The 22,835-nt window shown below is 66.9% G+C and carries 15 protein-coding genes; 3 read left to right on the top strand and 12 right to left on the bottom strand.

The features are described 5' to 3' along the window. From ABD719_RS14235 to ABD719_RS14220, 4 genes are read right to left on the bottom strand one after another with little or no spacing between them, the layout of a single operon-like run. Nucleotides 1–2,448 carry a VWA domain-containing protein gene (locus ABD719_RS14235; RefSeq protein ID WP_344694055.1) on the bottom strand — a complete coding sequence of 816 codons (2,448 nt, stop codon included), beginning with the start codon at nucleotides 2,446–2,448 and terminating at the stop codon, nucleotides 1–3. Nucleotides 2,449–2,458: 10 nt separating this feature from the next. Next, a complete protein-coding gene (locus ABD719_RS14230; RefSeq protein WP_344694054.1) occupies nucleotides 2,459–4,162 on the bottom strand; it encodes a hypothetical protein in 1,704 nt (567 codons plus the stop codon). After that, complete coding sequence (locus tag ABD719_RS14225; RefSeq protein ID WP_344694053.1) at nucleotides 4,159–5,136, bottom strand: DUF58 domain-containing protein; 978 nt, start codon at nucleotides 5,134–5,136, stop codon at nucleotides 4,159–4,161. The genes ABD719_RS14230 and ABD719_RS14225 overlap by 4 nt, the downstream gene beginning before the upstream one ends. Then, nucleotides 5,136–6,701, bottom strand: a complete 1,566-nt coding sequence (locus tag ABD719_RS14220; RefSeq protein WP_344694052.1) for a hypothetical protein — start codon at nucleotides 6,699–6,701, stop codon at nucleotides 5,136–5,138. Before ABD719_RS14220 ends, ABD719_RS14225 begins: the two co-directional genes overlap by 1 nt. A 133-nt stretch (nucleotides 6,702–6,834) precedes the next feature. Here ABD719_RS14220 and ABD719_RS14215 point away from each other — a divergent pair, with 133 nt between their 5' ends. After that, entirely contained in the window at nucleotides 6,835–9,642 is a 2,808-nt protein-coding gene (locus tag ABD719_RS14215) for a M16 family metallopeptidase (RefSeq protein WP_344694051.1), read from the top strand. Between the two features lie 22 nt (nucleotides 9,643–9,664). Here the strand turns inward: ABD719_RS14215 and ABD719_RS14210 are convergent, their stop codons facing one another. The 3 genes from ABD719_RS14210 to ABD719_RS14200 all read right to left on the bottom strand — a co-directional run bounded on the left by ABD719_RS14210 (nucleotide 9,665) and on the right by ABD719_RS14200 (nucleotide 14,682). Next, the gene (locus tag ABD719_RS14210) at nucleotides 9,665–10,678 is read right to left on the bottom strand and encodes an AAA family ATPase (RefSeq protein ID WP_344694050.1); all 1,014 of its coding nucleotides are present in this window, start codon (nucleotides 10,676–10,678) and stop codon (nucleotides 9,665–9,667) included. An 86-nt stretch (nucleotides 10,679–10,764) separates the two neighbouring features. Continuing rightward, nucleotides 10,765–11,436 carry a response regulator transcription factor gene (locus tag ABD719_RS14205; RefSeq protein WP_344694049.1) on the bottom strand — a complete coding sequence of 224 codons (672 nt, stop codon included), beginning with the start codon at nucleotides 11,434–11,436 and terminating at the stop codon, nucleotides 10,765–10,767. Nucleotides 11,437–11,517: 81 nt separating this feature from the next. Continuing rightward, a complete protein-coding gene (locus tag ABD719_RS14200) occupies nucleotides 11,518–14,682 on the bottom strand; it encodes a TonB-dependent receptor domain-containing protein (RefSeq protein ID WP_344694048.1) in 3,165 nt (1,054 codons plus the stop codon). A 1,099-nt stretch (nucleotides 14,683–15,781) separates the two neighbouring features. Between ABD719_RS14200 and ABD719_RS14195 the strand changes: the two genes are divergently transcribed. Beyond that, complete coding sequence (locus ABD719_RS14195; RefSeq protein ID WP_344694047.1) at nucleotides 15,782–16,729, top strand: acyl-CoA thioester hydrolase/BAAT C-terminal domain-containing protein; 948 nt, start codon at nucleotides 15,782–15,784, stop codon at nucleotides 16,727–16,729. A 1-nt stretch (nucleotide 16,730) separates the two neighbouring features. Here the strand turns inward: ABD719_RS14195 and ABD719_RS14190 are convergent, their stop codons facing one another. The 5 genes from ABD719_RS14190 to ABD719_RS14170 all read right to left on the bottom strand — a co-directional run bounded on the left by ABD719_RS14190 (nucleotide 16,731) and on the right by ABD719_RS14170 (nucleotide 21,561). Continuing rightward, a complete protein-coding gene (locus ABD719_RS14190) occupies nucleotides 16,731–17,345 on the bottom strand; it encodes a response regulator (RefSeq protein ID WP_344694046.1) in 615 nt (204 codons plus the stop codon). Further along, a complete protein-coding gene (locus ABD719_RS14185; protein ID WP_344694044.1) occupies nucleotides 17,342–18,436 on the bottom strand; it encodes a sensor histidine kinase in 1,095 nt (364 codons plus the stop codon). The genes ABD719_RS14190 and ABD719_RS14185 overlap by 4 nt, the downstream gene beginning before the upstream one ends. Continuing rightward, the gene (locus tag ABD719_RS14180) at nucleotides 18,433–19,185 is read right to left on the bottom strand and encodes an ABC transporter permease (protein ID WP_344694043.1); all 753 of its coding nucleotides are present in this window, start codon (nucleotides 19,183–19,185) and stop codon (nucleotides 18,433–18,435) included. The genes ABD719_RS14185 and ABD719_RS14180 overlap by 4 nt, the downstream gene beginning before the upstream one ends. Next, the gene (locus ABD719_RS14175; RefSeq protein WP_344694042.1) at nucleotides 19,182–20,129 is read right to left on the bottom strand and encodes an ABC transporter ATP-binding protein; all 948 of its coding nucleotides are present in this window, start codon (nucleotides 20,127–20,129) and stop codon (nucleotides 19,182–19,184) included. The genes ABD719_RS14180 and ABD719_RS14175 overlap by 4 nt, the downstream gene beginning before the upstream one ends. 154 nt (nucleotides 20,130–20,283) lie before the next feature. Beyond that, nucleotides 20,284–21,561, bottom strand: coding sequence for a metal-dependent hydrolase family protein (locus ABD719_RS14170; RefSeq protein ID WP_344694041.1), 1,278 nt, complete (start codon nucleotides 21,559–21,561; stop codon nucleotides 20,284–20,286). Nucleotides 21,562–21,589: 28 nt separating this feature from the next. Here ABD719_RS14170 and ABD719_RS14165 point away from each other — a divergent pair. Continuing rightward, the coding region (locus tag ABD719_RS14165) for a penicillin acylase family protein (protein WP_344694040.1) at nucleotides 21,590–22,835 on the top strand (1,246 nt) is incomplete at its 3' end.

Genomic DNA, 22,835 nt, shown 5'->3' with positions numbered 1-22,835 from the left:
TCATGTCCTTGCATCCCGCCATGCCGGGTTCCGCTGCGGCGGCCAGCGGCGCCAGGCGATCTCCGCCAGATACAGCAACAGGGCGACCAGCGCGAGCCAGCCCCATAGCGGCGTCGCGATCCGGTCGCCGCGCGTGCCATCACCGGCCGCGCCGCCGGTCGCCTTCGCCAGTGCCGCCAGCGGCAAGGCGTGCAGCGCCGACATCGGGTGCGCGCCCGCCGTATCAGAAAAAGCGCGGTCCGCAGCGCGCACGACCGTCGCGCCATCGGTGACCGTCACCATCGCGGCCCGATCCTGCGGGAACGGAACCGTCCCGACGAACAGCCCCGGCGCCTCCTGCTCCAGCGGCACGCGACGCCCGTCGTCCAGCCGGACATCGGGCATAGCGCCACCGCCCCCGGCGGTGTCGGCGCGTTGCAGCGTGACCCGGATCGTGCCGAACGTTCGGTCGATGGTCACCGCGACCGGCATGTCCGCCGCGGCGGTGCGCGCCACGACGCGCGACAACCATTCGCCATAATGTGGCCAGCCGGCCCAGCCACCGGTCCCCTGCCCCAGCGGCTCGGTCATCATCGACGTGACCCGGCCGCGGCCATATAGCCAGCTGGCGACCAGCGGCGTTCCGGCACTGGCGGTCGCGACCGTCTCGGCATCCGGGCGCACGTCAACGCGCACCACGCCGGCCAGCGGCGGTGGTGGCGACGATCCCAGATCGCGCCACCAGTCATGCCCGGGGACCGCGCGAACCGGGCCGAGCGCGGGACGATAGGACGGCATCGCCGTGGTTGCCGGCACCGACAGGTCCAGCTGCACCAGACTGGCGTCAGTGGGCACGTAATAAAAGCGGCCCAGCCCCCATCGCGCCCATTGCGTCATGTTCTGGATGCCGCGCTCGTCACCCACGGGCACGACCGTGGAGACGTTGATCCTGTCCGCGGCCATGTGGCGGATCAGCTGCTCGAACTCGCCGTTGCTGACATCGCCATCGGAAATGACCAGCACATGCTTGTAGCGGGCGGGGGCGTTCTTGACGCCGTAATAGGCTTCCTGCAGCGCGGGGAACAGCACGCTGCTGCCCTGCGCCTGCATCCGGCCGATCGCACGTTCAACCGCTTGCGCGTCGCGGACCGGCTGCATCGGCACCGCCCATTGCTTCGCGCCATAGAACTCGACCACGCCGAAATGGTCCTTCGGCGTCAGCTGCCGCACCGCCAGGCGTGCCACATATTTGGCCAGTTCCAGCGGCTGACCGGTCATCGACCCCGAACTGTCGATCACCACCGCCAGCGCGATACCGGGCCGTTCCGCTTTCTCCTCCTGCCGGAACGTTACCGGCAGCGCAGCGGCCAGCGGCGTTTGCTGATACCCGCCATCGCCGAACGCGGCCTTTCCGCCAGCGTAGAACAGCCCGGTGCCCCGTCGTTCCACGGCCTGCATCAGTCGCGCCTGAGCCGCGGCAGGCAAACCGGATGCGGGAAGGTCGTCCAGCATCACCACCGGCCAGCCTGCGAAGTCGCGGATCGCGGCCGCCTCCGCCGGCCGGCGCGCATCGACCCGCACGCCGGGACCCAACAGCCGTTGCAGCGTCGCGGCTGCGCCCGCCTGTCGTTCACCCAGATACAGCAGGGACAGCGGCGGCTGGATCGCGGCCACCATATCGAACCCCGCGCCATCGCTGCGCCCGCCGCCGCGCAGCACCGCGCGCAGCGACATGAACGGCACGGCGGCAGCGGTGAAGCGCAACGCGACCCGTGTCACCCCGTCGAGGGCGACGCCGGGGGACGTGGCAAGCAGGCGATCACCCGAATATAACGCCACCGCGACATCGTCTCCCGTGCCCTCGATCGTCGCGACCGCCTCCACCCGCTCACCCGCGCGCACCGGTGCGATGACGAGATTGCTGATGAACGGCGCACGCCGGGGCCGATCCAGCGCGACCGTTTCGACCGCGATGCCGCGTCCGATCAATGCCGAGATGCTGCGGCCCCAGTGCCGGTCGCTGGACAGGCCATCGGTGATGACCGTCACGGTCGCCGTTGCATCCGGCGGCACCGCTTCCACCGCCTGCGCCAGCGCCGCCGACAGCGAACCGGCGTCGTCCAGCAGGATGCGGCGATCAGCGCGCGCCGCGATCGGCCGGCCACCGATCTGCACCAGCGCGACGGGATCGCCCGCCGGCACCCGCACCAGCCGCGCCGCCAGTTCCTGCCGCGCCCGCGACCGTGAGGCCTGGGTCAATGCCGGCTTCTGATCCAGCACGAAGACGTGATGCCGCCGGTCGGTCGCGATCAGCAGGCCGGGCTGCGTCAGTGCCATGATGATCGTCGCGATGATCGCCGCGCGCAGCACGATATGGCCCCGCCGGACCCCAGGTCGCACCTGCCACCACAACAGCGGCAGACCGAGCAGCAGCCAGGCCCAATGGGGATGAAGAAAGGTCACGCTCACGTCGTCATCCTCACGGCATCCAACCCCGCTGGAACAGCCGCCATTCGAACGCGAGCAACAATGCCGCCGCCAGCAGCAGCGCCGCGATCCATGGATCGGGATAGCCGCCCTGCGCCGGCTCGGCGCGCGCATGCACCGGCGCGGCCGCCAGCCGGCTGGTGCCGGCGTCCGTCAGCGATACCGCAACCCGCTGCCCGGCGATGTCGACCATGCCTGCGCGCAACAGATAGATGCCGTCGCCCAACCGCCGCCCATCCAGTGCCGGATCGGCCGCCAGACCGTAGACCCCCGACTGGTCGATCAGCATCGTGCCGGCCTTCGCATAGGGTATCCATGGCGTTGATCGCGCCAGCCAGCGCAGCGACTGCGACACGAACAGCGGCAGTGCGGGCGAGCGGGCGAAAGCGGTCTGTTCCGAAAAGACCGTCCGCCACACCGCAACCGAGCGCTTTCCGTCCGCGCGCGCCTCCCGCACCGCCACCGCCCGGCCGAGATCGTCCGCCAGACTGCCAGCATCGATCTGGCGCAACCCCAGCGCGTCCAGCCGGTCCGCGAGCGCATCGTCGGGTCCGTCGTCCGGCGTGGTGACGACGAAGGTCGCGGCCTCCACCGACGGATCGGTCAGGACCAGCGCGGGTCGCGATCCGCCGGTGGTCCGGTCGTTCGCGGTGCGGATGACGATCTGCGCCGCATCCGCCGCCACGATGCGGAACGCGGGGTCGAGCCGTAGCGCGCGCATGATCGTCGCGGGCACGCCCGGTCCCACCGCCACGGCCACCGCACGGCGATCGGGGATGTGGATCGTGGCGCTGTCATCGGCGGCGAAACCATCGCCGTCGCGCCAGGCGACGTCCAGCGATTGCCCCTCCGCCGGCACGTCGCGAAGCATGTAGTGGCCCCCGCCGGACGCCTCGACCGCCGCAGGCGCCAGCGTGCGCCCGGCCAGCCGCAGCCTTACACGGTCCAGCGCCGGCGCGGGGTCGCCGCTGTCCCACAGCCCGATCAGCACATCGGCGCGCGCCCAGGCGCCGGATGCCGCCGGGGATACGCCAAGCCCGACGATAGCATGGTTGCGCGCCACCGGATCGACCAGCAGCCCGGCGGTCAGCCGGATCGGGGCATCCGGGCGTCGGACGGATTCAAACACCGCACGATGACCGAAATAATGCACCGCCACCGGCCCGCGCCGCAATCCGGCCGGGTTCCGCGACAGCCAGTCGCGGAACCCCGAAGGCCGCGGCACCGCCCCCATCCCCGTCAGCCGCCCCGGCAATAGCGCGCCGTCCTCTCCCGCCGCCAGCAGCAGCGTGCCGTCGTCCAGAAACACGTCGCGATCATGCGGTCGCACGGCGGCGAGTTGCGTCGTCAACGCCGCGCGGGCGCGCGCGAACGCATCGCCCTGCGTCATCAGGGCCGAGGCATCGAGAACGAAGTGGTGGAAGCGCCCATCCGGTGTTGCCGTGCGTTCCGGGCGCGATGCCGCCAGCCACAGCGCCAGCGCGATCAGCAGCGCGAGCAGATAGGCGAGCGGCCGGCGAAAACGTCCACCGAGGACGCGCGGCGGGACCGCGCGCGCGGCCTGCGACCATAAGGGTGCGCTGGCGATCCGCACCATGCGACGCTGCGCCCGCAACCGCTGCAACGCGTACAGGATCGCCGATATCGCCAGCGCCCCCAGCGCGACGATCGACACGGACCAGCTCGCGAAGATCATGACGGCATCCTCCCGCCCGCGAAGAACGCCGTCATCTGCGCCAACACGTCGTCACCCGCGTCGATCCGCATCAGCCCCACTGCGGCCCCATCGGCGAATTCGTGCAACTGGCGGTTGAAAGCGCGGTACGCCTTCAGATACGCGGCGACCAGGTCGGGTGTGATCGTCAGCGCGATGCCATCGGCGGTCTCGTCGTCCTGCAACGTCACGTCCCCGGTCAGCGCCGGGTCCAGCGCGGGGTCGGCGTCATGGGCGCGGACCATCTGCACCAGCAACAGGCGATGGCGCAGCGTCCGCATCCCCGCCACGGTATTCACGATCCCTTCGGCATCGAAGAAATCCGATATGACGACCAGCAGGCCACGGCGCATCCGCGTCGCGGCAAGCTGGCGGATCACCGAGGCCAGTTCGGTGCCGCCACCGGGCCGTAGCATGGCCAGGGCCTGTGCCACACGCGCGACGTTCGCCTTGCCGTTGACGCCGCGCAACGTCGTGGCGACGTCATCGGAAAAGGGCAACACCGTTACCGCATCATGCTGGCGCAACGCCACGGACGCCAGACCCAGCGCGACGCGGCGGGCGGCATCGATGCGCCGTGGCGTTTCGGCGTACATGCTGCGCGATACGTCGATCAGCAGATAGACGGGCAGGTCCTGCTGTTCCTCGAACACCCGCACGAACAACTTGCCGAGGCGACGGTACAGGTTCCAGTCGATCGTCCGCAGATCGTCGCCTGCGGCATAGCTGCGGAAGTCGGCGAAATCGGCTCCCTGTCCCCGCGCCGAGGTGCGCTGGTCGGCAAGCCGCCCCCCCTTCTGCGCCTCCGCAATGCGCAGGCTGAACCCGTCGAGCGCCGCGAGGAAGGCGGGATCGTAAAGGTCGCCGGCATCCCCGCCCGCCGCCCCGTCCATCGCGTGGCGCGGGTCAGCGGCCGCACCGACGGTCGGCCGCGACCGTTTCCATCCGAAGGTCATCATTGCCGCCCCGCCGGCCCAGTACGCCGGAAATACTCCCGCACCAGCCGCTCCTCATGCGCCGTCGCCGGACGATGCGGCACGAGACCGGCGTCACCCGCCTGTGTGCCGCGGGCGCCCGCCGCGACGACGCCGGCATTCCGTGACTGGGGCGGCACCCGCCGGGTGGTCACCTGAGATGGAGCATTGCCGGGCGTACCAGCCAGCCGATCGACCGTGGGCACCGCCAGCATCAGCGTCGACAAGCCACGCGATCGTTTCAGCGCGTCCTGCGCCGATCCCGGCGTGTTGTTGCCGCGTCCCGGGCTTTGTCCGCTGCCCTGATCCTGTTGCTGCCCCTCTTCGCCAGGTTTCGATGATTGCTGCCTTTGCTGTTCGCCCTGTTCACTGCGCGACCCGGACGCGGCACGGGGATCGGGGGGATTGGCGCTGCCGGACGCGCCTGGCGGCGCGCCTTGGCCAGTTTCAGACGGTGACTGGCGCTTGTCGTTGGCACGACGCGCAGCCGCCTCCTGCCGCGCGGAAGCGGCCGGGGTCGTCGCCAAGCGACCTGCCGCCGCGATATCGTTTGGCCTGCGCCGGTCATCACCATTGGGGCGACTACCATCGGCAGACCCGGCCCCATCGGTGGTGGGCGATGACTCACCCGCCACTGCGCCAGCATCGCGCCCGCTCGCACCGCTTGATCCACCGGCCTGCCCCGCGCCACCTCGCCCGCTGGCGGCCTCGGCCGTCGCGCCCGCACCGACGCCGGCCGCAGCCTGTGCAGCGGCCGCCTCACCGGCTTGCGACGCCACCCCCCCGGTAGCACCCGCCGCGCGATTGCGGTCGACCGCCGTGCTGGACGGATCGCCCGCCGCGCTGCCGGTCGAAGCGGCTATCCCGAGCCGATCGCGCAGCGTCGCTGCGATCGACGCGAGTACACCATCATCCGGCGCGCTCGTCGCACTTCCCCCGTTCGCCAGCGCTGCCCGACCCGTATCAGTCACGTCCGGCATCTGTTGCGGCGTCACCGCCGAACCGGAATGCCAATGCAGCGACAACGCCAGTACCAGCAGCAAGAGCGCGACCAGTACGAAAGGCCAGCGGCGCCGCAAGACCTGACGCAGCACCGGTGTGACGGCCGGCTTGTCCAGCGGCATCGCCTGCGCACGCGCCAGCCACGGTGCCGCTTCGGCCACCGCCGCGGCACGAAACCCGGTCGGAGCCGGGCCTTCCAGAAATTCGGCGGTGATCGCGACCCGGTTCTTGGCGTCCAAGCCGCAGTCGAACAGCGCCAGCGCATCCGGCCGCCCGATCCGGATTTGAGCTCGACGTCGTGCATAGAGGATCGCCGCCGCCACCAACGGCACCGCAAGCGACACCGTGGCGACCAGTGCGACGGGAAGCGGATCGACGAAGGCCAGAATCGTGAAGATCAGCGGTGCGACAGGGGCAATCCGTATCGCGATGGACACCGCATCGCGCAGCGCGTCGCGGCGGGCAACCGCGATCAGATGCGACCGGCCACGCGCTTCCATCGCGTCCAGACGGGTATGAAGCGTCGCGCCGAAATCCTCCGTCATCCGTGCCCGCCGCCTTTCATGAAAACGTCATAGTTTCGCCGGCTTGCACCAACCTGACGCAGCCGGCCCGCAAGGCTGGTGTCAGCTTGCCGTGGTTGAGCATCCCTTCTTCCTTCCGTGCAGGATGCCGACCATGCCGCTTCACCGAATCCGGATCGCCGCGTTGCTGGCCACCGCCCTGCCGGGGGTCGCCGTGGCCCAGCCATCCCCCCCGTCGTCCCGTCCGGCCGTCAAGCCGATCCGCTTCGCCGTCGACCGGTTCACGCTGGCCAATGGCCTGACCGTCATCGTTCACAGCAACTGGCGCAACCCCAATATCTTCGTCGGCGTCTATTACCGGGTCGGGTCGAAGGACGAACCAGCGGGCCGGACTGGTTTCGCGCACCTGTTCGAACATCTGATGTTCCAGCCGACCGCACATCGTGCCGGCGACTATACCGCACCGCTGGCCGCCGCCGGGGTCGATGACGCCAATGCCAGTACCCACGCCGACTACACCGAATATCACCAGAGCGTGCCGACCAACGCGCTCGATCTGGCGTTATGGCTGGAATCGGACCGCATGGCCCATCTGGCCGGTGGCCTGACGCAGGCGGTGCTCGACGAACAGCGGGCCGTGGTGAAGAACGAGGCGCGCGGCATCGCCGAACGGCCGCTGGCGGATCGACGGTTCGAGACGGATTTCTATCCCGCCGGCCACCCCTATACGCATCCGACCATCGGCAGCATGGACGATCTGGACGCCGCCACGCTGGCGGAGGTGAAGGACTGGTACGGGACCTATTACGGCGCCGGCAACGCGATACTGGTCCTGTCGGGCGACATCGACGTGGCGACGGCACGGCAAAAGGTGGCGCAATATTTCGCCGACGTTCCCCATGGTCCTGCCTTGGCCCGGCCCCGCCCGCCCGTGCTGCAACTGTCGGCCGACCGGCGCAAGGTGTATCACGACCACGTCCCCACCCCCGTCATCACCCGCGTGTGGTCGATCGACCCTGCCGCGGCGCGGGACATGACGCTGCTGCAACTGGCGCAGCAGACGATGCGGCTGCCCGGCACGGCATCGCTGTACGAGACGCTGGTCACGAAGGGCGGGATCGCGACGAGCGTCGATACCGATCTGGACGAAGGCCAGCTCGCCACCAATTTCTCGCTGTCGATCGCGCTGCGCCCCGGCGTGACGGTCGCGGCGGGGGAAGCGGCGCTTGATACCGCGCTTGCACGCTATCTGGCACAGGGTCCGGAACAATCGCGGCTGGCCGCGATCGCCGCCTTGACCGACCAGTCGCTGCTGCGTTCCCTGCAGGACAACGCCACCGTCGGCACCTCGATGGCGCTTGGCGAGCTGTATCTTGGCGATCCGGCGAACCTGTTGCGGCACCGCGACTGGACCGCGGGGGCGACCCGGGCGCAGGTACGCACGGTTGTCGGGCGCTGGCTGTCCCGCCCCTTTTACCAGCAGACCATCCTGCCCGGCGATCCCGAACCCCTGCCCCCCGTCGCGCCGCCGGCACTGGCGACAACGGGCACGACCGTCGGCACGGCAACGGCGTCCGCCCCGGCCGGCAAGGTCGATCGCAGCCGGATGCCCGCGCTGGGGCCGTTCAAGGACGAGGTAGCCTTCCCGCCGATCACGCGGATGAAGCTGGCCAACGGCATGACCCTGATCGTCGCGGAGCGGCACGATCTGCCGATCGTCGACGCCTATATGCAGTTCGCGACCGGCACGCTCGCGGACCTGCGTTACACGCCCGGCACTGCAGAGCAGGCGTTCAGGCTGATGACGGCCGGCACCACGACGCGGGACGAGCCGGCCCTGATCGCCGAGCGGGAGCGGCTCGCGATCGCGATCGGCGGCACGCGCGCCGCGCGCCGCAGCAGCTTCAGCTGGTCGATGGCCAGCGACAAGGCGGAGGCGGGATTCGCGCTGGCCGCCGACATGCTGCGCCACCCCGCCTATCCGCAGGCGCGGATCGACGCCTATAATGCCGCCGCATCCGCCCGCCGCGACGCCTATCGCCAGCAACCGCAGAACGCCGCGCCGATGCTGCTGGCGAACGCGCTGTGGGGGCAGGACGACCCGCGAGGCCATATCATCGGCGCCGAGGAGGTTCGGCCGCTCTCGCGCAACGCGCTGCTCGCATTCCACGACCGGGAACTCGCACCCGACACGGCGACGCTGGTGATGATGGGCGATGTCACGCCCGAACAGGCGCGCCGGCTTGCGGAACGCCATTTCGGCGGCTGGCGGCGGACCGGTGAACCTTTGGCGGATACGACCAGGGCGGTGGCGCCGGCAAAGGGTCGGGTGATTCTGGTCGATGCACCGGGAGCGACGCAGAGCATGGTGCTGGTCGGGCAGCTGGTGGGCGCGTTCGACGTGCGTCGGCGTGGCGCGGAAATCGTTGCCGATGCCGCGCTGGCCGGTGGGTTCGACAGCCGGATCAACATGAACCTGCGCGGTGACAGGGCATGGACATACAATTTCGTGGGCAGCATCGCCGATGCGCCGACAGGACCGCGGGTCTACAGCGCCGGCGGCGCGATCGAGACCGCGCATACCGCCGCCGCGATGGCCGAGATCCGCCGCGAGGTCACGGCACTGGTCACGACCCGGCCGATTACCGCAGCGGAGTTGGCGGAGCGCCGGGCAGCGGCGATCCACGCGGTTCCTCCCGCGCTCGACAGCGACGGTGAACTGATCGAGGCGATGGTCCGCGCCAACGACCATGACCGGCCGCTGGACGATGCCCGTCATGCCGGCGCGCGCCTCGCGGCCGTTACGCTGGACGAGGTCAACCGGGTGGCCCGGGAAACCTATCGTCCCGACGACCTGACCTGGGTCGTGGTCGGCGATCTGTCGAAGATCGAGCGGGACGTGCGGGCGCTCGGACTGGCGCCGGTGGAGGTACGGGACGTGTACGGCAAGCTGGTGCGCTGATCCGCCGGAGGGCGGATCGGCATCACATGTCGTGGGGCCGTTTTACCGCGGCCAGCACTTCCTCGATCAGCGCATCGGTGGTCACGCTGCTCGCCTGCGCGTGGAAATTGGTGACGATGCGGTGGCGCAACGCGGGTAGCGACACCGCCGCAATGTCGTCGGCACTGACCGCAAAGCGCCCGTCCAGCAGCGCCTGCACCTTGGCCGCCAGCATCAACGCCTGAACGCCGCGCGGCGATGCGCCGAGGGCGACGTGGCGCGTTACCACGTCGGGCGCATAGTTGCTGCCCGGCTGGGTCGCGATCACCAGCCGGATCGCATAGCTCTTGGCGACCTGCGCCACCGGCACGGCCCGCACCACGTCGCGCATCCGCGACACGGTGGCCGCGTCGGTCACCGCCGCGATCCGCACGGTTTCCGAACTGGTCGTGCGGTCGATGATCGCATGGTAATCCGCCTCGTCCGGATAGCCGACGAGCAGCTTGAACAGGAACCGGTCCAGCTGCGCCTCCGGCAGCGGGTAGGTTCCCTCCTGATCGACCGGATTCTGCGTGGCCATGACGCAGAAGGGATCGGGCATCCGGATCGTCCGCCGCCCCACCGTTACCTGCTTTTCCTGCATCGCCTCCAGCAAGGCCGACTGGGTCCGCGGCGTCGCCCGGTTGATCTCGTCCGCCAGCACCAGATTGGACACGATCGGCCCTTCCTCGAAGGTCAGTTCGTGGCGTCCCCCCTCACCCTCGGTCAGCATCGACGTGCCGATGATGTCGGCGGGCATCATGTCGGGCGTGAACTGGATGCGGGAAAACGGCACGTCGACCGCTTGGCTGACCGCGCTGACCAGCGCCGTCTTGCCCAACCCCGGCACGCCCTCCAGCAGCACATGGCCGCCCGCCATCAGCGCGGTCAGCACGCCGTCGATCACCTCCTGCTGCCCGACGATCATCCGGCCGACCTCGTCGCGGATGCGGGAAAAGGTGGCGGCGAACTCGGCGGCGCTGTCGCGGGCCTGTGCGATGTCGTCGGTCGGTTGCATGATATCTCGATCGAAAAGAGAGCGTTGAAGGCTGTTCATGGATCGCATGGTAGCCTTGCGTCAGCCTGACGCGGCGAGTGGTGGCCTCACGTCTCGCTCAATCGGTAACCGACACCGCGAACCGCCAGTATCTTGACGTGATCGGTGCGTGCCGCGAGATTCCGTCGCAGCCGCGAAATCTGCGATTCCAGTGAGTTGGCATTCACGAACCGGTCGTAGCCATAGACCCGCGCCTCCAGCGATTCGCGCTGGATCATCGCGCCGGGCCGGGCGATCAGGGCGGCGAGGATCAGCGCCTCGGTCCGCCGCAGCACGAAGGGCTCGTCGTCGATCGCGAAGCCGTTGCTGTCCACATCATAGGTCAGCGGGCCGAACCGCTTCAATTCCTGCGGCAGCGCGATGTCACGGCGCAGCGCGTTGCGGATGCGGGCCAGCAGTTCGCGCGGCTCGAACGGCTTGGCGACATAGTCCACCGCTCCCGCCTCCAGTGCCACGACGGTATCCTCGACCCCGTCCATCGCGGTCAGCATCAGGAAACGCTGCGGCCGCCCGCGCGCGGCGGCTTGCGTCACCAGCGTCAGCCCGTCCCCGTCGGGCAGCATCCGGTCGACGACGACGAGGTCGAACTGGTTCGATGCCAGTGCCTCGCGTGCCATGTCGAGCGTTCCGGCGGCATCCACGACATAGCCCTGCCGCCGAAGATAGGCTGCCAGCGTCTCCGTGACCCCCGCGTCATCCTCGACCATCAGCAAGCGCATTCATGTCTCCTGCCAGCGCCACCCGGACGGCGCAACGCCCATCGTCCGGCAGGCGGGCGATGGGCGCGGCATCGTATCAGGTCAGAAGTTATACTCCACCTGCACCATCGCGGTACGGCCGTTGGCGTTGTACCGGCCGGTGTCGTACGGCCGGTTCTGGACCAGCGCGAACGGCGGCTTGGGATTGAACATGTTGCGGATCGCGAAGTTGAACTTCAGATTATACTTGGTGGCCCACGACCCCGTCAGATCGAACGTCGTGTAGCTATCGACCTTGCGCCGCAGTTCCGTCGCGGTTTCGATACCCGACTGGAACGTCACGTTATAGTCGTTGACGTATGACGGCGTGTGATACGCCCATAGCGCCAGCGTCAGGTGATCGCGATAATAGCTGAGCGATCCGACCACCTTGTAGTCGTCGGGCCCCTGAATTTTACCCAGTGTGGACAGCGGCGTACTGCCGGTGAGCGCCTTGCGCTGTGCCTTAAGGTTATCGACCACTACGACCCGTGGCTCGAAATTGCCGATTCCCGTCATCAGGGAATAGCTCGCCTCGTAGGTCATCGACGAATAGGTGGACCCGAAGATATTGAGGACACTGGCTCGCACCTCCGTCACCTTGTTATTCGCATCGCGCGGAAAAAATTGCGCCAGCGAATAATATTCCTGCCGGGTAAGCAGTTGCAGGATATCGTCAAGACGCGAAAACTCGTTACGAATTACCGTTCGGTTGTAGGTTGCATCCAGTTGCAGGTTGCTCAGGAATCCGGTCGGACGCCATGACGCGGTGAAGCTTTCCTGTCGCGAAGTTTGCGGCCTAAGATTGACATTGGGAGCAGTAATCTGCGGCACGAGGTAACCGCGCAACGGGTCGTTCCGAACACAATTCCGATTGGTGACACAGCTATAATAGGGATCGGCAATGATGCTGTAGAAGGATTGCGTCGTGCCGGTCGGCGTGAATAACTGCGTATAGGGCGGTGGCTGGAACCCGCGCCCCCACTTCGCCAGCAATGTCAGCTGTTCGAACGGCTGGTAACGGATGCCGTAGGACGGTGTGATGCGCGCGAACTTGTTGCGCCCGATCAGCAGCTCGCCCCCTTGCGCAAAGGGTACGTTATTAACCGTACCGATCGCCCCCTCGGTGACGAAGACATCACGCCGTGCGGCGATGTTGACGGTCAGCGTCCGGATCAGCGGCAGGTCATAGCCCTTGCCCAGAATAGGCAGTCCGACCTCACCGAAGATGGCGGAACGGTCCCGGCTGCCGGCACCGCCGGTGACGAGGTTGATCTCGGCGCTCTTCGCCCCGTCATCGATAAACTCGCCGCCGATCGCGTAAGTGAGCGACCCCGCCGGCAATGTCATCAGCGACCCCGCCAGCCGCGCCTCATATTGTTGCAACCGCGATTGGCGATTTTCGTTTTCCGCATTGTACAGGAAGGTGCTGATATCGCCGCCGCCGGTCGCCGATGTCTTGAACGGGTTGAACGCGATATTCGGATCGGCACTGGTCAGCGCGAGGCATTGACGATCGAACGCCTCCTGCAGCGTGGCGCGCGCACCGGCGCTGAGCTGGGTTCCAGCCAGTAGGGCATTATAGCACCCGCGCCGGCCGTTGGCCAAGGCTTGAAAATTGACAACCGATCCGAGTTGCAGGCCTGAGCCGTTGCTGGTCGAACGCGACGTGGTATAGATCAGATTGAGGCGGGTACTCTTGCTGAATTCATACGTCAGCCCCGCCGTCGCAGACCATTGCGTCGCCGTGTTCGTCAATTCTCGCGGGGTTATCAGGCCCGCCTCGATCTCGGCACCGGGCAGATAGGCGACGTCGGTTTCCGGGCGGAAATTGTTGGTGCCGAAGGCCGAGAAAGGATTGTACGCCTGCCCCGGAGCAAGCGACATCACCAGGCCCCGACCCAGACTCGCTTCTTCGCTGTTCTTGGCTCGCGTGTAGAGACCCTGAGCATAGAAAGACAGGCGATCGGTAATCTTCTGATCGATATTGGCGGTGAAGCTCAAGGTTTTGGATTCTGGTCCCGCGAGACGAGGAATGAAGTCGCGTAGCGACTCGCGGCCGATCTTGACGAAATCGGCCGCCGTCGGCGGACGGGTAAGTCCCGGTCGAACCGTCAGCCCCTGAATCACGGGAAAGAAGGTATTGGTCGCCGGATCGTAAGCAGTGGTCGACTGATCGATCACGCCGGGCTGCAATCCGTTGGTGAAACGCCGATAATCGAACGCCGGATCGCCGTCGAAGAAAGACGAATAATCGTCGGTGACGTAGCCGGACTTGCGGTTGTTGACCGGCTTGCGGACCTGATAGTCCGCCGTCCCCGAAATTCGACCACTGCCCCAGGAAAATGCGCCATAGCCGTTGAACCGGGCACTATCTGCGTCGGTGCTCGAAAATTGCGCCTGGCTACCGAGCGTCAGGCCCTGCCCGTCCTTGCGCAGGATAAAGTTGATGACACCGCTCAACGCATCGGCGCCATAGATCGCGGCCGATCCGCTCGGAATGATCTCCACACGCTCGATCGCGCTCAACGGGATGCCATTGAGGTTGACGAAACCGTCCTCGATCCCCGCAGCACCGGCCATGCGTCGACCGTTGACGAGGACCAGCGTGTTGGAGGCGCCCGTACCGCCCAGATTGGCGGCCGACACGCCGAGTCCGCCTAGTTGCGAAATCGTCGCGCCGCGCGGCCCCCGTAATTGCAGCGGTCCGCGCCCACGTTCGTTGGTGATCGCGCCGATGGTGTTGACACTCTGCGGCAGCGTCCGGATCAGATCCTCGACCGAGGTCACGCCGCGCGCCTTGATCTGTTCGCGGGTGATGATGATCTTCTGCGTCGTGACGTCGCCGTCGAACAGGCGACTGCCGGTGACCTCGATATCGGCCTGAGCGTCGGCAGCACCGTCCTTGTCGCGCCGAATCGCTTTTTCGGTGATGCTGCTGGACGTGACCGGCGCCGCGTCAGCATTCTGCCCGGTTTGCGAAGCTGACGTGGAGTCTGTGCGGGCGGCATCCGGAACGCTATCAGCATCCGCGGAAACTGAATTCGGGTCCCTGTCCTGCGCAGATACTGCTACGGCACAAAATGGTATGGTTGCAGCAGAAAGCAGCAGTGATCTCAATACAATTCGCACGTCAAAGTCCCCCAATTGTCGCCGACCTGGTCGGCACACCATTCCCCCGAGACTGTCTTCCGTCGGATTATTTTGGCACAATCCTGACGGTCGCATTTCTGTAACACGACGCTAGGCTTGGAAGCTTGCGCCAACCTTGCCGATAAACGACCATTCCGTTGTTGGTCGTTGATCTTGGGAACGCCATGGGTGATGAAGTCTCCCAGCATGATCCTGTAGATCGTCACCAACCTCTCGATCATGCAGGCTGCGTCGGGTTCCGTCCGAGAGTGGGCGAGATGATTGCATTCGGGACCATCGTACGTAGCCATGGGGTTACGAAAGAATCTCGTCCCCTGTGGGATCATGACGCATCGTTGTGGATATCACGATCCAGTTTGGGCTCTGCAAATAGAGGACAGATGGGCAGACGGCATGCCCGGACGACTGTCTCCCAAGAACCGTGACAAGTCGCAGACTGATGATCTGCAGGTATCAAGCAGCCGTCGGGGCGGAACGCGCGCCCCAACGGCAAGTCAAACGCTGAAGATAGACGACATGGGCACCATTGGTGGCTGCGCGATGCTCGACATCATGAGGTATTAGCCGCTATTCGTCCCAGATGCTCCGCCAGCGTTCCTCGCATATCGACGTGGCGATCGTCTGACGGCCATGTTCGGTCAGACCGCGCTTTGTGCGGAGACGTTCATTCACCATGCTCGCTAACCCATCACAGGACGCGGTAAACATCTTACCCCGGTTCCGCGTCTACAGCCGGTCGGCCAACTTGAGCGACATGGTAACATTGACGAGCCATTATGGAACAAAATACCGCCTTGACACCGTCGATCATACACAATGGGGCACTCGGATCGGGGTTGAACAACTCAATCGCTTATTTATAATCTAACCAAGTCGGTTGTATTTCCGCACCATCAACAGTAAACTGTAATTAATCGATTTTGCTATAATGTGGTAAGAAATATTTATAAGGCACTTCGATAACTGATTGGCACATCTACAATTGCCTTTTTCTTGTCGAACCACGGGACAATGGCCCGGTATATACATGCCTACCCACACGAATTTAGCCAGACGCCGATTTCGCATCTGCCCGATCAAACTAACCTGCAGGGTCGAGATGACATCCGTCACTACTGCGACGACCCGTGTCACCGCAGAATCAGCGCCTCTTCAGTCACTCGGGAATGCCAGCATGCCAAACCGTCGTGAGCTTTTGATCGGTAGCACCGTTGCCTTCGTTACCACCGCTGCATCCGCCCGGTCACCCCTTCCGTCAACCGCAACGCGGATCGAGGTGCGACAGGATGGTCTTGTTGGACGCCTTCACCTGATGTCCGGCATGCGGTCTCAAACCGCGGTCATCATGCTCAATGGCTCAGACGGAGGCGTGCCGTCGGCGCGCGACGCCGACGATTTGGCCGCGAACGGCTATCCCACTCTGGCTCTGGCCTATTTCCAGGACTGGCGTGGTCAGCCGGACGGGGTGCCGGCCAGCCTCAACGATATCCCGCTCGAGTATTTCTTCCGGGCCATCGACTGGCTGAAGCGTCGCAGCGAGGTCGACCCTGCCAGGATCGTGGTGATGGGTCAGTCGCGCGGCGGCGAGTTGGCCCTGCTTCTGGGCTCCCTACGCCCCGACCTTGCCGGTATCATCGCCTTCTCGCCCAGTTCGCGGGTGTGGAGCGGCATCCCGGCTTATGGCGCACCGCCAGCCGCCATGCGTCCGGCCTGGACGCTGGCGGGCCAGGCGGCGCCCTTTCAGGATACGGCGTTCGATCCTGCCCTGCCGATGCGCCAATGGTTCGAGCGCGCCAAGCCGATTGAGGCCGCACGCATCCAGGTCGAGCGGATTCATGGCCCCGTGCTGCTCGCGTCGAGCAAGGCCGACACGATCTGGCCGGCGGATACTTATGCCGATGAGATCGCTGCCCGACTGCGAACCCGGCCGGGAAAGGCACGCGTGATCAATCTGACGTTCGACGATGCTTCGCACCTGCTGATGGGAATCGGACCCGGCATCACCAAGATGGAAGTGCCGGGGGCCGGCTTTACCTTCGACTTCGGCGGCACGGCTGCCGGCACCGCCCGCGCGCGTGCCGCAGCCTGGGCAGCGAGTAAGCGGCTATGCGCCGACCTGTAGATTACAGCCAGCCGTTGCGGCGCGCGAGGCGACCCGCTTCGATCCGGTTGGCGGCGCCGAGTTTGCCCGCGGCGTCGGACAGGTAGTTGCGCACCGTACCCGACGACAGTCCGAGACGTTCCGCGATACGCTTGTTGGACAGGCCATCCTCCGCCAGCCGCAGCGCATCGCGTTCCCGGTCGGTTAGCGGATCGCGGCCTGCCTCGGCTGCGGCAGCAGCCAGGGTCTGCGGGATTGCCCGGCCACCGGCGGCGACGGTGCGGATCGCTGCGGCCAATTCTTCAACGGGCGCGTCCTTAAGCAGGTAGCCGCGCACCCCCGCCGCCCGTGCCCGCGTCAGATAGCCCGGCCGCGCGAAGGTGGTGACGATCACCGTCGCCGTCGGCAACCGCTCGGCCGCAATCACCGCAGCGGCCTCGAGTCCTGTCAATCCCGGCATCTCGATGTCGCTGAGCAGGATGTCGGGTTTCAGCAACCGCACCAATGTCAGCGCAGCGTCACCGTCCACGGCGCGGCCGACCACCGTGAGATCGGGCTCGAGCGTCAGCAGCGCGGCGATGGCGCCGAGCACCAGCGCCTGATCCTCCGCTACCACGATCCGCAGCCGATCACTCACGCCGGCACCGCCGCGATCAGGCGGGTGCCGACTCCACCCGTGTCGATCGCGAGCGATCCGCCCGCCGCGATCAGCCGCTGCCGCATGCCGGCAATGCCGTTGCCCTCGCGGAACGCGCCGCCTTCTCCATCGTCGGCAACGATCAGACGGGCGGTGCCGGCTTCCATCGTCAGTTCGATCCGGCAATGCCCGGCACCAGCATGGCGAACGACGTTGGTTACCGCCTCGCGCAGCGTCATCGCCAACACCCCAGCCGCTTCGCCGGGCAAGCACGCCGGATCACCGACCAGCCGCGGCGCGACGCCTACGGTCCGCAATGCCGCCATCGATGCCGTTATCTCATAGGTCAGTTCGCCCCCCGCCTCGCCGGCCAGCGCCGCCCGCACTTCGGCAAGGCCGGCGCGTGCGATGCCGGCGATGGTGCGCACCTCGGCTGTCGCTGCGGTCGCATCACCGTGCATCAGCCGTTCGGCAAGGTCGGCCTTGAGCGCGATCAGCGTCAGCGTGCGGCCGACCACATCGTGGAGGTCGCGTTGCATCCGCTCGCGCTCGGCGGTGCCCGCAAGGCGGCGCACCTCTTCCTGGCTGGCGAGCAACGCCGTTGTCCGATCGTAGAAGGCCTCGCGCGACAGATTGGCGCCACCGGTCATGACGATGAGCAGCACACCCGTGCCCCACCAGAACAGCGGCTGCGTCATCAGCATCCCGGTCACAACCGTGACGAGCGCGATGGCCACGATCAGCAGCGCGGCGAACCTATACGGCCTGAGGCGAGCCGCCGCCGCGCCTGCGTAGATCGAGAACACGGTCCAACTGCCGCCCCACGGCGCCAGCGCGACTGCCACCGCGAGGATCACCACACAGGCAAGGACCAGCCGGATACCCGTCAGACGATAGCTGAGGATGTTAACGGGCAGGAACACCGCCAGCCCCAGCGCCGATGCGATCAGCTGCGCAGCACTTGGCGGCGCCCAGGCATAGGGCAGCGGATAGAAGACCAGATAGACCAGCCACGGCCACGGCCCATCCCACCAGCCTGTCTTGTCATCCCGCACCCAGCGATCCTCGCCCGACGCGGCGGCTATGGTCAAGCCGGACTCCGCTGCCATCCAGATCGCGCCCACCAACCTGCCAAGGCTGTCATCACCAGTATCGCGAGCGCGTGTCCGACCGGCGACCCGATCGTGTCGGCACCAACCAGCGCGCGGGCGATCTGGCCAAGATGGTAGGACGGCACCGTCTCTCCCAGCGCCCGCATCCACCCCGGCAACACCGCGGACGGGATCCACAATCCACCCAGTACCGAGTAGCCGAGAAACAGCGCGTTGGCGACAGCGACCGCGCCTTTGCCGCTCATTCGCATGCCGAAGCCGAAGCCGATCAGCGCGAATGGCGCGCACGACGTTAGGTGAAGCACCGCAAGCACCACCCAGGTCGCGGCCGGAAGCCGGACCCCGGCGATCACCGCCAGCGCATAGATCAGCACCAACGCCAGCGCTGTGGCGACGAGACTCGCCGCGAGCTTGGCCGCAAGATAGGCGCCGGCGGGCATCGGCGACACGCGTTTGAGCTCGATCAGCCCCTGTTCGCGCTCCATGGCAACGCCAGCACCGAAGCCGAACAATGCCGGCCCGGTGGCGGCGAATACCCCGTAGCCCGCGAGCGTCGCGGCCGCGAATGCGGGTGAAGGGCTCTTCGTCACGGCCAGCGTGAAGAGGCCGTAGAAGGCGGCGGGCGTCAGCACCGTCGGCGCCAGGAACTGCGGCAGGCGCAACGAGCGGCGCACCTCTGCCACCGCCTCACGGCGCCAGATGCCGGCGAGAAGGGCGTAGGCGGTCATGCCGCGATCCTCTGGTTAGCAGGAGCGAGCAGCAGCGCGATGGCATTCTCCAGCGTCGCATCGGCGACGCGCAGCGCCAAGAGATCGGGGTCGGCGAGCAGCAGCGCGCGCACCGTTGCGGCGCCGTCGCCGGTAACGACGCGCAGTTCCGCTCCTTCCACCGACGCATCGTGCACCGAAGGCATCGCGAGGGCGGCGGTCAGGACGATGCGCGTCCGGCAGCGGATCACCGAGCCGCCAGCCCTCGCCCGGAGCGCGGCCGGCGTCGCATCGGCTACGACAACGCCCGCGTCCATCACCACCACCCGGTCCGCAAGCGCATCCGCTTCCATCAGGTCATGACTGGTGAGTAACACCGCCGCCCCTGCGTCGGCCGCCTCGCGCACCGTGGCCCAAAGCGCACGGGCGGAGGCACGATCCATCGTCGCGGTCGGCTCATCAAGAACGAGCAGGTCTGGGCGGCCGCAGATGGCGAGTGCATAATGCACGCGCCGCGCCTGCCCTCCCGACAGCGCGCCGCAGCGACGCTCTGCCAGATCGGTTAGCCCCGCCAACGCCAGCGTTTCGACAAGCGTACGCGGATAGCGGTAATAGCCGGATTGCAGCCTCACCACCTCCGCGACCGTCAACATATCGGGTAGCCCTGCCGTCTGCAGCATGACGCCCAACCGCGTGCGGGCGGCCGAGCGCCGGGGATCCAGGCCGAACAGCGTCGCCGTGCCCGCGTCGGGCGCCAGCCGCCCGGTCAACAGCGACACGGCCGTGGTCTTGCCCGCGCCGTTGGGACCGAGCAATGCCGTCACCTTGCCCGCGCGCACATCGAGATCGAAACCGCGTAGCACCCTCGTGCTGCCGAGCGACTTGGCGACGCCCCTCAGACATGCCGCTATTTTGATATCTTGGCAGGGGTTGCGCGCTTCGAACCGTTGGTCGCCGGAATGCATCCTTGTCCTCCATACTGGAAGATCCGACTATCCCGACTCTCAACGTGTGGCGGCAGTGACGTTTGTCAGAAGACTCGCGTTGGTCATCGTTCGCCCCCTGCAGACGTCCAGCCTCCTGTCTGCTGCTCACAGGCAATCTCTCCCCGACCCGCTGCTACATGCGTACAACGGTGCCGCTCTTCATCACCAGCCGCACGGCGCGCACGGCGGCGATGCTCACCGTGGGATTCCCTGCAACGGCAACTAGGTCGGCAAGCAAGCCCGGCTTTACCGCACCGAGACGATCGCCCAGCCGCATCCACTGCGCGTTCCCGGAGGTGGTGGCGAGCAGCACCTGCGCCGGCGTCATTCCTGCAGCCGCCATCAGCTCCATTTCGCGCGCATTTGTCCCGTGCGCGAACACGCCTGCGTCGCCGCCCATGCAGATCGGCACGCCGGCGGCGAGCGCGAGGCGGAGGCTGTCGCGGCTTGCCTTAACTGCGGCGGGGGCCGGCTCCGCGCCGGTCCAGCCGCGATAGCGTGCGCTCGCGTCCGCAGCAGCGAGCGTTGGGCACAAGGCGATCTTCTTCGCCGCCATGCTCGCGAAGATCGCGGGCGTGCCACCATAACCGTGCTCGATCGTGTCGACGCCCGCCGCGATCGCGCGGCGCATCCCCTCCACGGTTGAGGCGTGAACCGCGACGGGACGTCCGGCGTCGTGCGCTGCCGCCACCGCTGCCCTGATTTCGTCGAGGCTCAGCGTCGCGCGACTCTCCTCGCCTGCCCGCCAGCGATAGTCGGCGTAGAGCTTCACCCAATCCGCGCCGGCGGCGATTTGCCGACGGACCGCCGCAACCATCTGCTCGGCGCCCGAGACCTCCTCCGCACCCTGCGGGATGTCGACCCCTGGCTCGAACCCCTTGGGGCCGTAGGCACCGAGCGCGACGATTGCGCGCGTCGCCACGCTCAACCGTGGACCCTCGACGATCCCCTGATCGATCGCCGCCTTCAGCCCGACATCGGCATAGCCAGCCCCTTCGGTGCCGAGGTCGCGCTCGCTGGTGAAGCCTGCCCGCAAGGTCGCACGCGCGTTCGCCACCGCACGCGCGGTGCGCAGCGCCAGCGGTTCATGCAGCACCTGATCGTCCCAGCTCGCCTCATCATAGGGGTGGAGAAACAGGTGACCATGCCCCTCGATCATGCCCGGCATCAGCGTGTCACCGGCGAGGTCGATGATGTGCGCGCCCGCAGGAACGGCCAGGTTCGGGCCGACCGCGACGATCCGGTCGCCACGCACCAGCACCTGCCAGCCAGCGTGCATTTTCCCGTCGACCCCATCGAACACTGCCGCGGGTCGTAGCAGCGTCGCGGTGCTCATCGAGGTCTCGACCGGCGGGGCGCTTGCGCCGCCGAGCATCACTGCCATCATTATCGCCAACCAGCGCTTGGCCATGCCTCACTCCCCGTTCTAGGCTGGCGCCATGGTTACGCTCCTCCGGCGCACGCACAATCCGTTGATCGTCGCAGCCCTCCTGGCGACGACCGCCGCCGCGCCCGATCCCGACATGGCGCGGTGGAAGGCCGAGGCAGCTCGAGTGACGATCACGCGCGACGACTGGGGCATCCCGCACGTCCGCGGTCGCAGCGACGCCGACGCGGTGTTTGGCATGACCTACGCGCAGGCAGAGGACGATTTCGCCCGCATCGAAGCCAACTACCTGACCGCGCTCGGTCGCACTGCTGAGGCCGATGGCGAGGAGGCGATCTGGGCCGACCTGCGCCAGCGGATGTTCGTCGATCCGACCGAGCTCCAGGCGCAATATGCCGCGTGTCCCCCATGGCTGCGCGCGCTGATGGATGCCTGGGCGGACGGGCTGAACTTCTATCTCGCGACGCACCCGCAGGTGAGCCCCAAGGTGCTGACCCGGTTCGAGCCGTGGATGGCACTGAGCTTCACCGAAGGCAGCATTGGCGGCGATATCGAGCGCATCTCGCTCGCCGACCTCAAGACCTTCTATGGCCGGCCGACCCCACCGACGCCGGAAGAGCTGGGGGCGGTCCCGCGCGAGCCGTCGGGATCGAACGGCATCGCCATCGCGCCGAAGCTGACCGCGAACGGCCGGGCGCTGCTCCTCATCAACCCGCACACCAGCTTCTACTTCCGCTCGGAAGCGCAGATGACCAGCGACGAGGGCCTGAACGCCTATGGCGCCAGCACCTGGGGACAATTCTTTGTCTATCAGGGGTTCAATGCGCACACCGGCTGGATGCACACCTCCTCCACCGTCGACAATGTCGACCAGTTCGCCGAGGCAATCGTGCGTCGCGGCGGCGGCTGGGCCTATCGCTACGGTGACGGGACACACCCGGTTTCAGCGCGCACGGTGGCGCTCCGTTTTCGTCAGCCCGATGGCGTCATCGGCGAGCGGCGGTTCACCACCTGGCGCACACATCACGGCCCGATCGTCGCGGCGAAGAACGGCCGATGGATCGCGACCGCGCTGATGTGGCGGCCCGTGCCGGCACTGGAGCAGAGTTGGCTGCGCACCAAAGCCACCGACCTCGCCTCATATGTCGCGGTCGCCGATCGCAAGGCGAATTCCTCGAACGACACGCTGTTCGCCGACGACAAGGGCGAAATCGCGTTCCTGATGCCGCAGTTCATGCCGGTCCGCGACGACCGGTTCGATTATACCCGCCCCGTCGATGGCAGCGATCCCGCGACAG

It is taken from the genome of Sphingomonas cynarae (assembly GCF_039537815.1).
In the GTDB taxonomy this organism is placed as follows: Bacteria; Pseudomonadota; Alphaproteobacteria; order Sphingomonadales; family Sphingomonadaceae; genus Sphingomonas; species Sphingomonas cynarae.
The sequence above is the reverse complement of the archived record's forward strand: the minus strand, read 5'-3'. Positions and strand labels throughout refer to the sequence as shown.

Bases quoted from the DNA above. Each gene is read 5' to 3' on its own strand.
- ABD719_RS14230 (WP_344694054.1), bottom strand. From the start codon at position 4,162: ATGATCTTCGCGAGCTGGTCCGTGTCGATCGTCGCGCTGGGGGCGCTG.
- ABD719_RS14225 (WP_344694053.1), bottom strand. From the start codon at position 5,136: ATGACCTTCGGATGGAAACGGTCGCGGCCGACCGTCGGTGCGGCCGCT.
- ABD719_RS14220 (WP_344694052.1), bottom strand. From the start codon at position 6,701: ATGACGGAGGATTTCGGCGCGACGCTTCATACCCGTCTGGACGCGATG.
- ABD719_RS14215 (WP_344694051.1), top strand. From the start codon at position 6,835: ATGCCGCTTCACCGAATCCGGATCGCCGCGTTGCTGGCCACCGCCCTG.
- ABD719_RS14210 (WP_344694050.1), bottom strand. From the start codon at position 10,678: ATGCAACCGACCGACGACATCGCACAGGCCCGCGACAGCGCCGCCGAG.
- ABD719_RS14205 (WP_344694049.1), bottom strand. From the start codon at position 11,436: ATGCGCTTGCTGATGGTCGAGGATGACGCGGGGGTCACGGAGACGCTG.
- ABD719_RS14200 (WP_344694048.1), bottom strand. From the start codon at position 14,682: ATGCGACCGTCAGGATTGTGCCAAAATAATCCGACGGAAGACAGTCTC.
- ABD719_RS14195 (WP_344694047.1), top strand. From the start codon at position 15,782: ATGCCAAACCGTCGTGAGCTTTTGATCGGTAGCACCGTTGCCTTCGTT.
- ABD719_RS14180 (WP_344694043.1), bottom strand. From the start codon at position 19,185: ATGACCGCCTACGCCCTTCTCGCCGGCATCTGGCGCCGTGAGGCGGTG.
- ABD719_RS14175 (WP_344694042.1), bottom strand. From the start codon at position 20,129: ATGCATTCCGGCGACCAACGGTTCGAAGCGCGCAACCCCTGCCAAGAT.
- ABD719_RS14170 (WP_344694041.1), bottom strand. From the start codon at position 21,561: ATGGCCAAGCGCTGGTTGGCGATAATGATGGCAGTGATGCTCGGCGGC.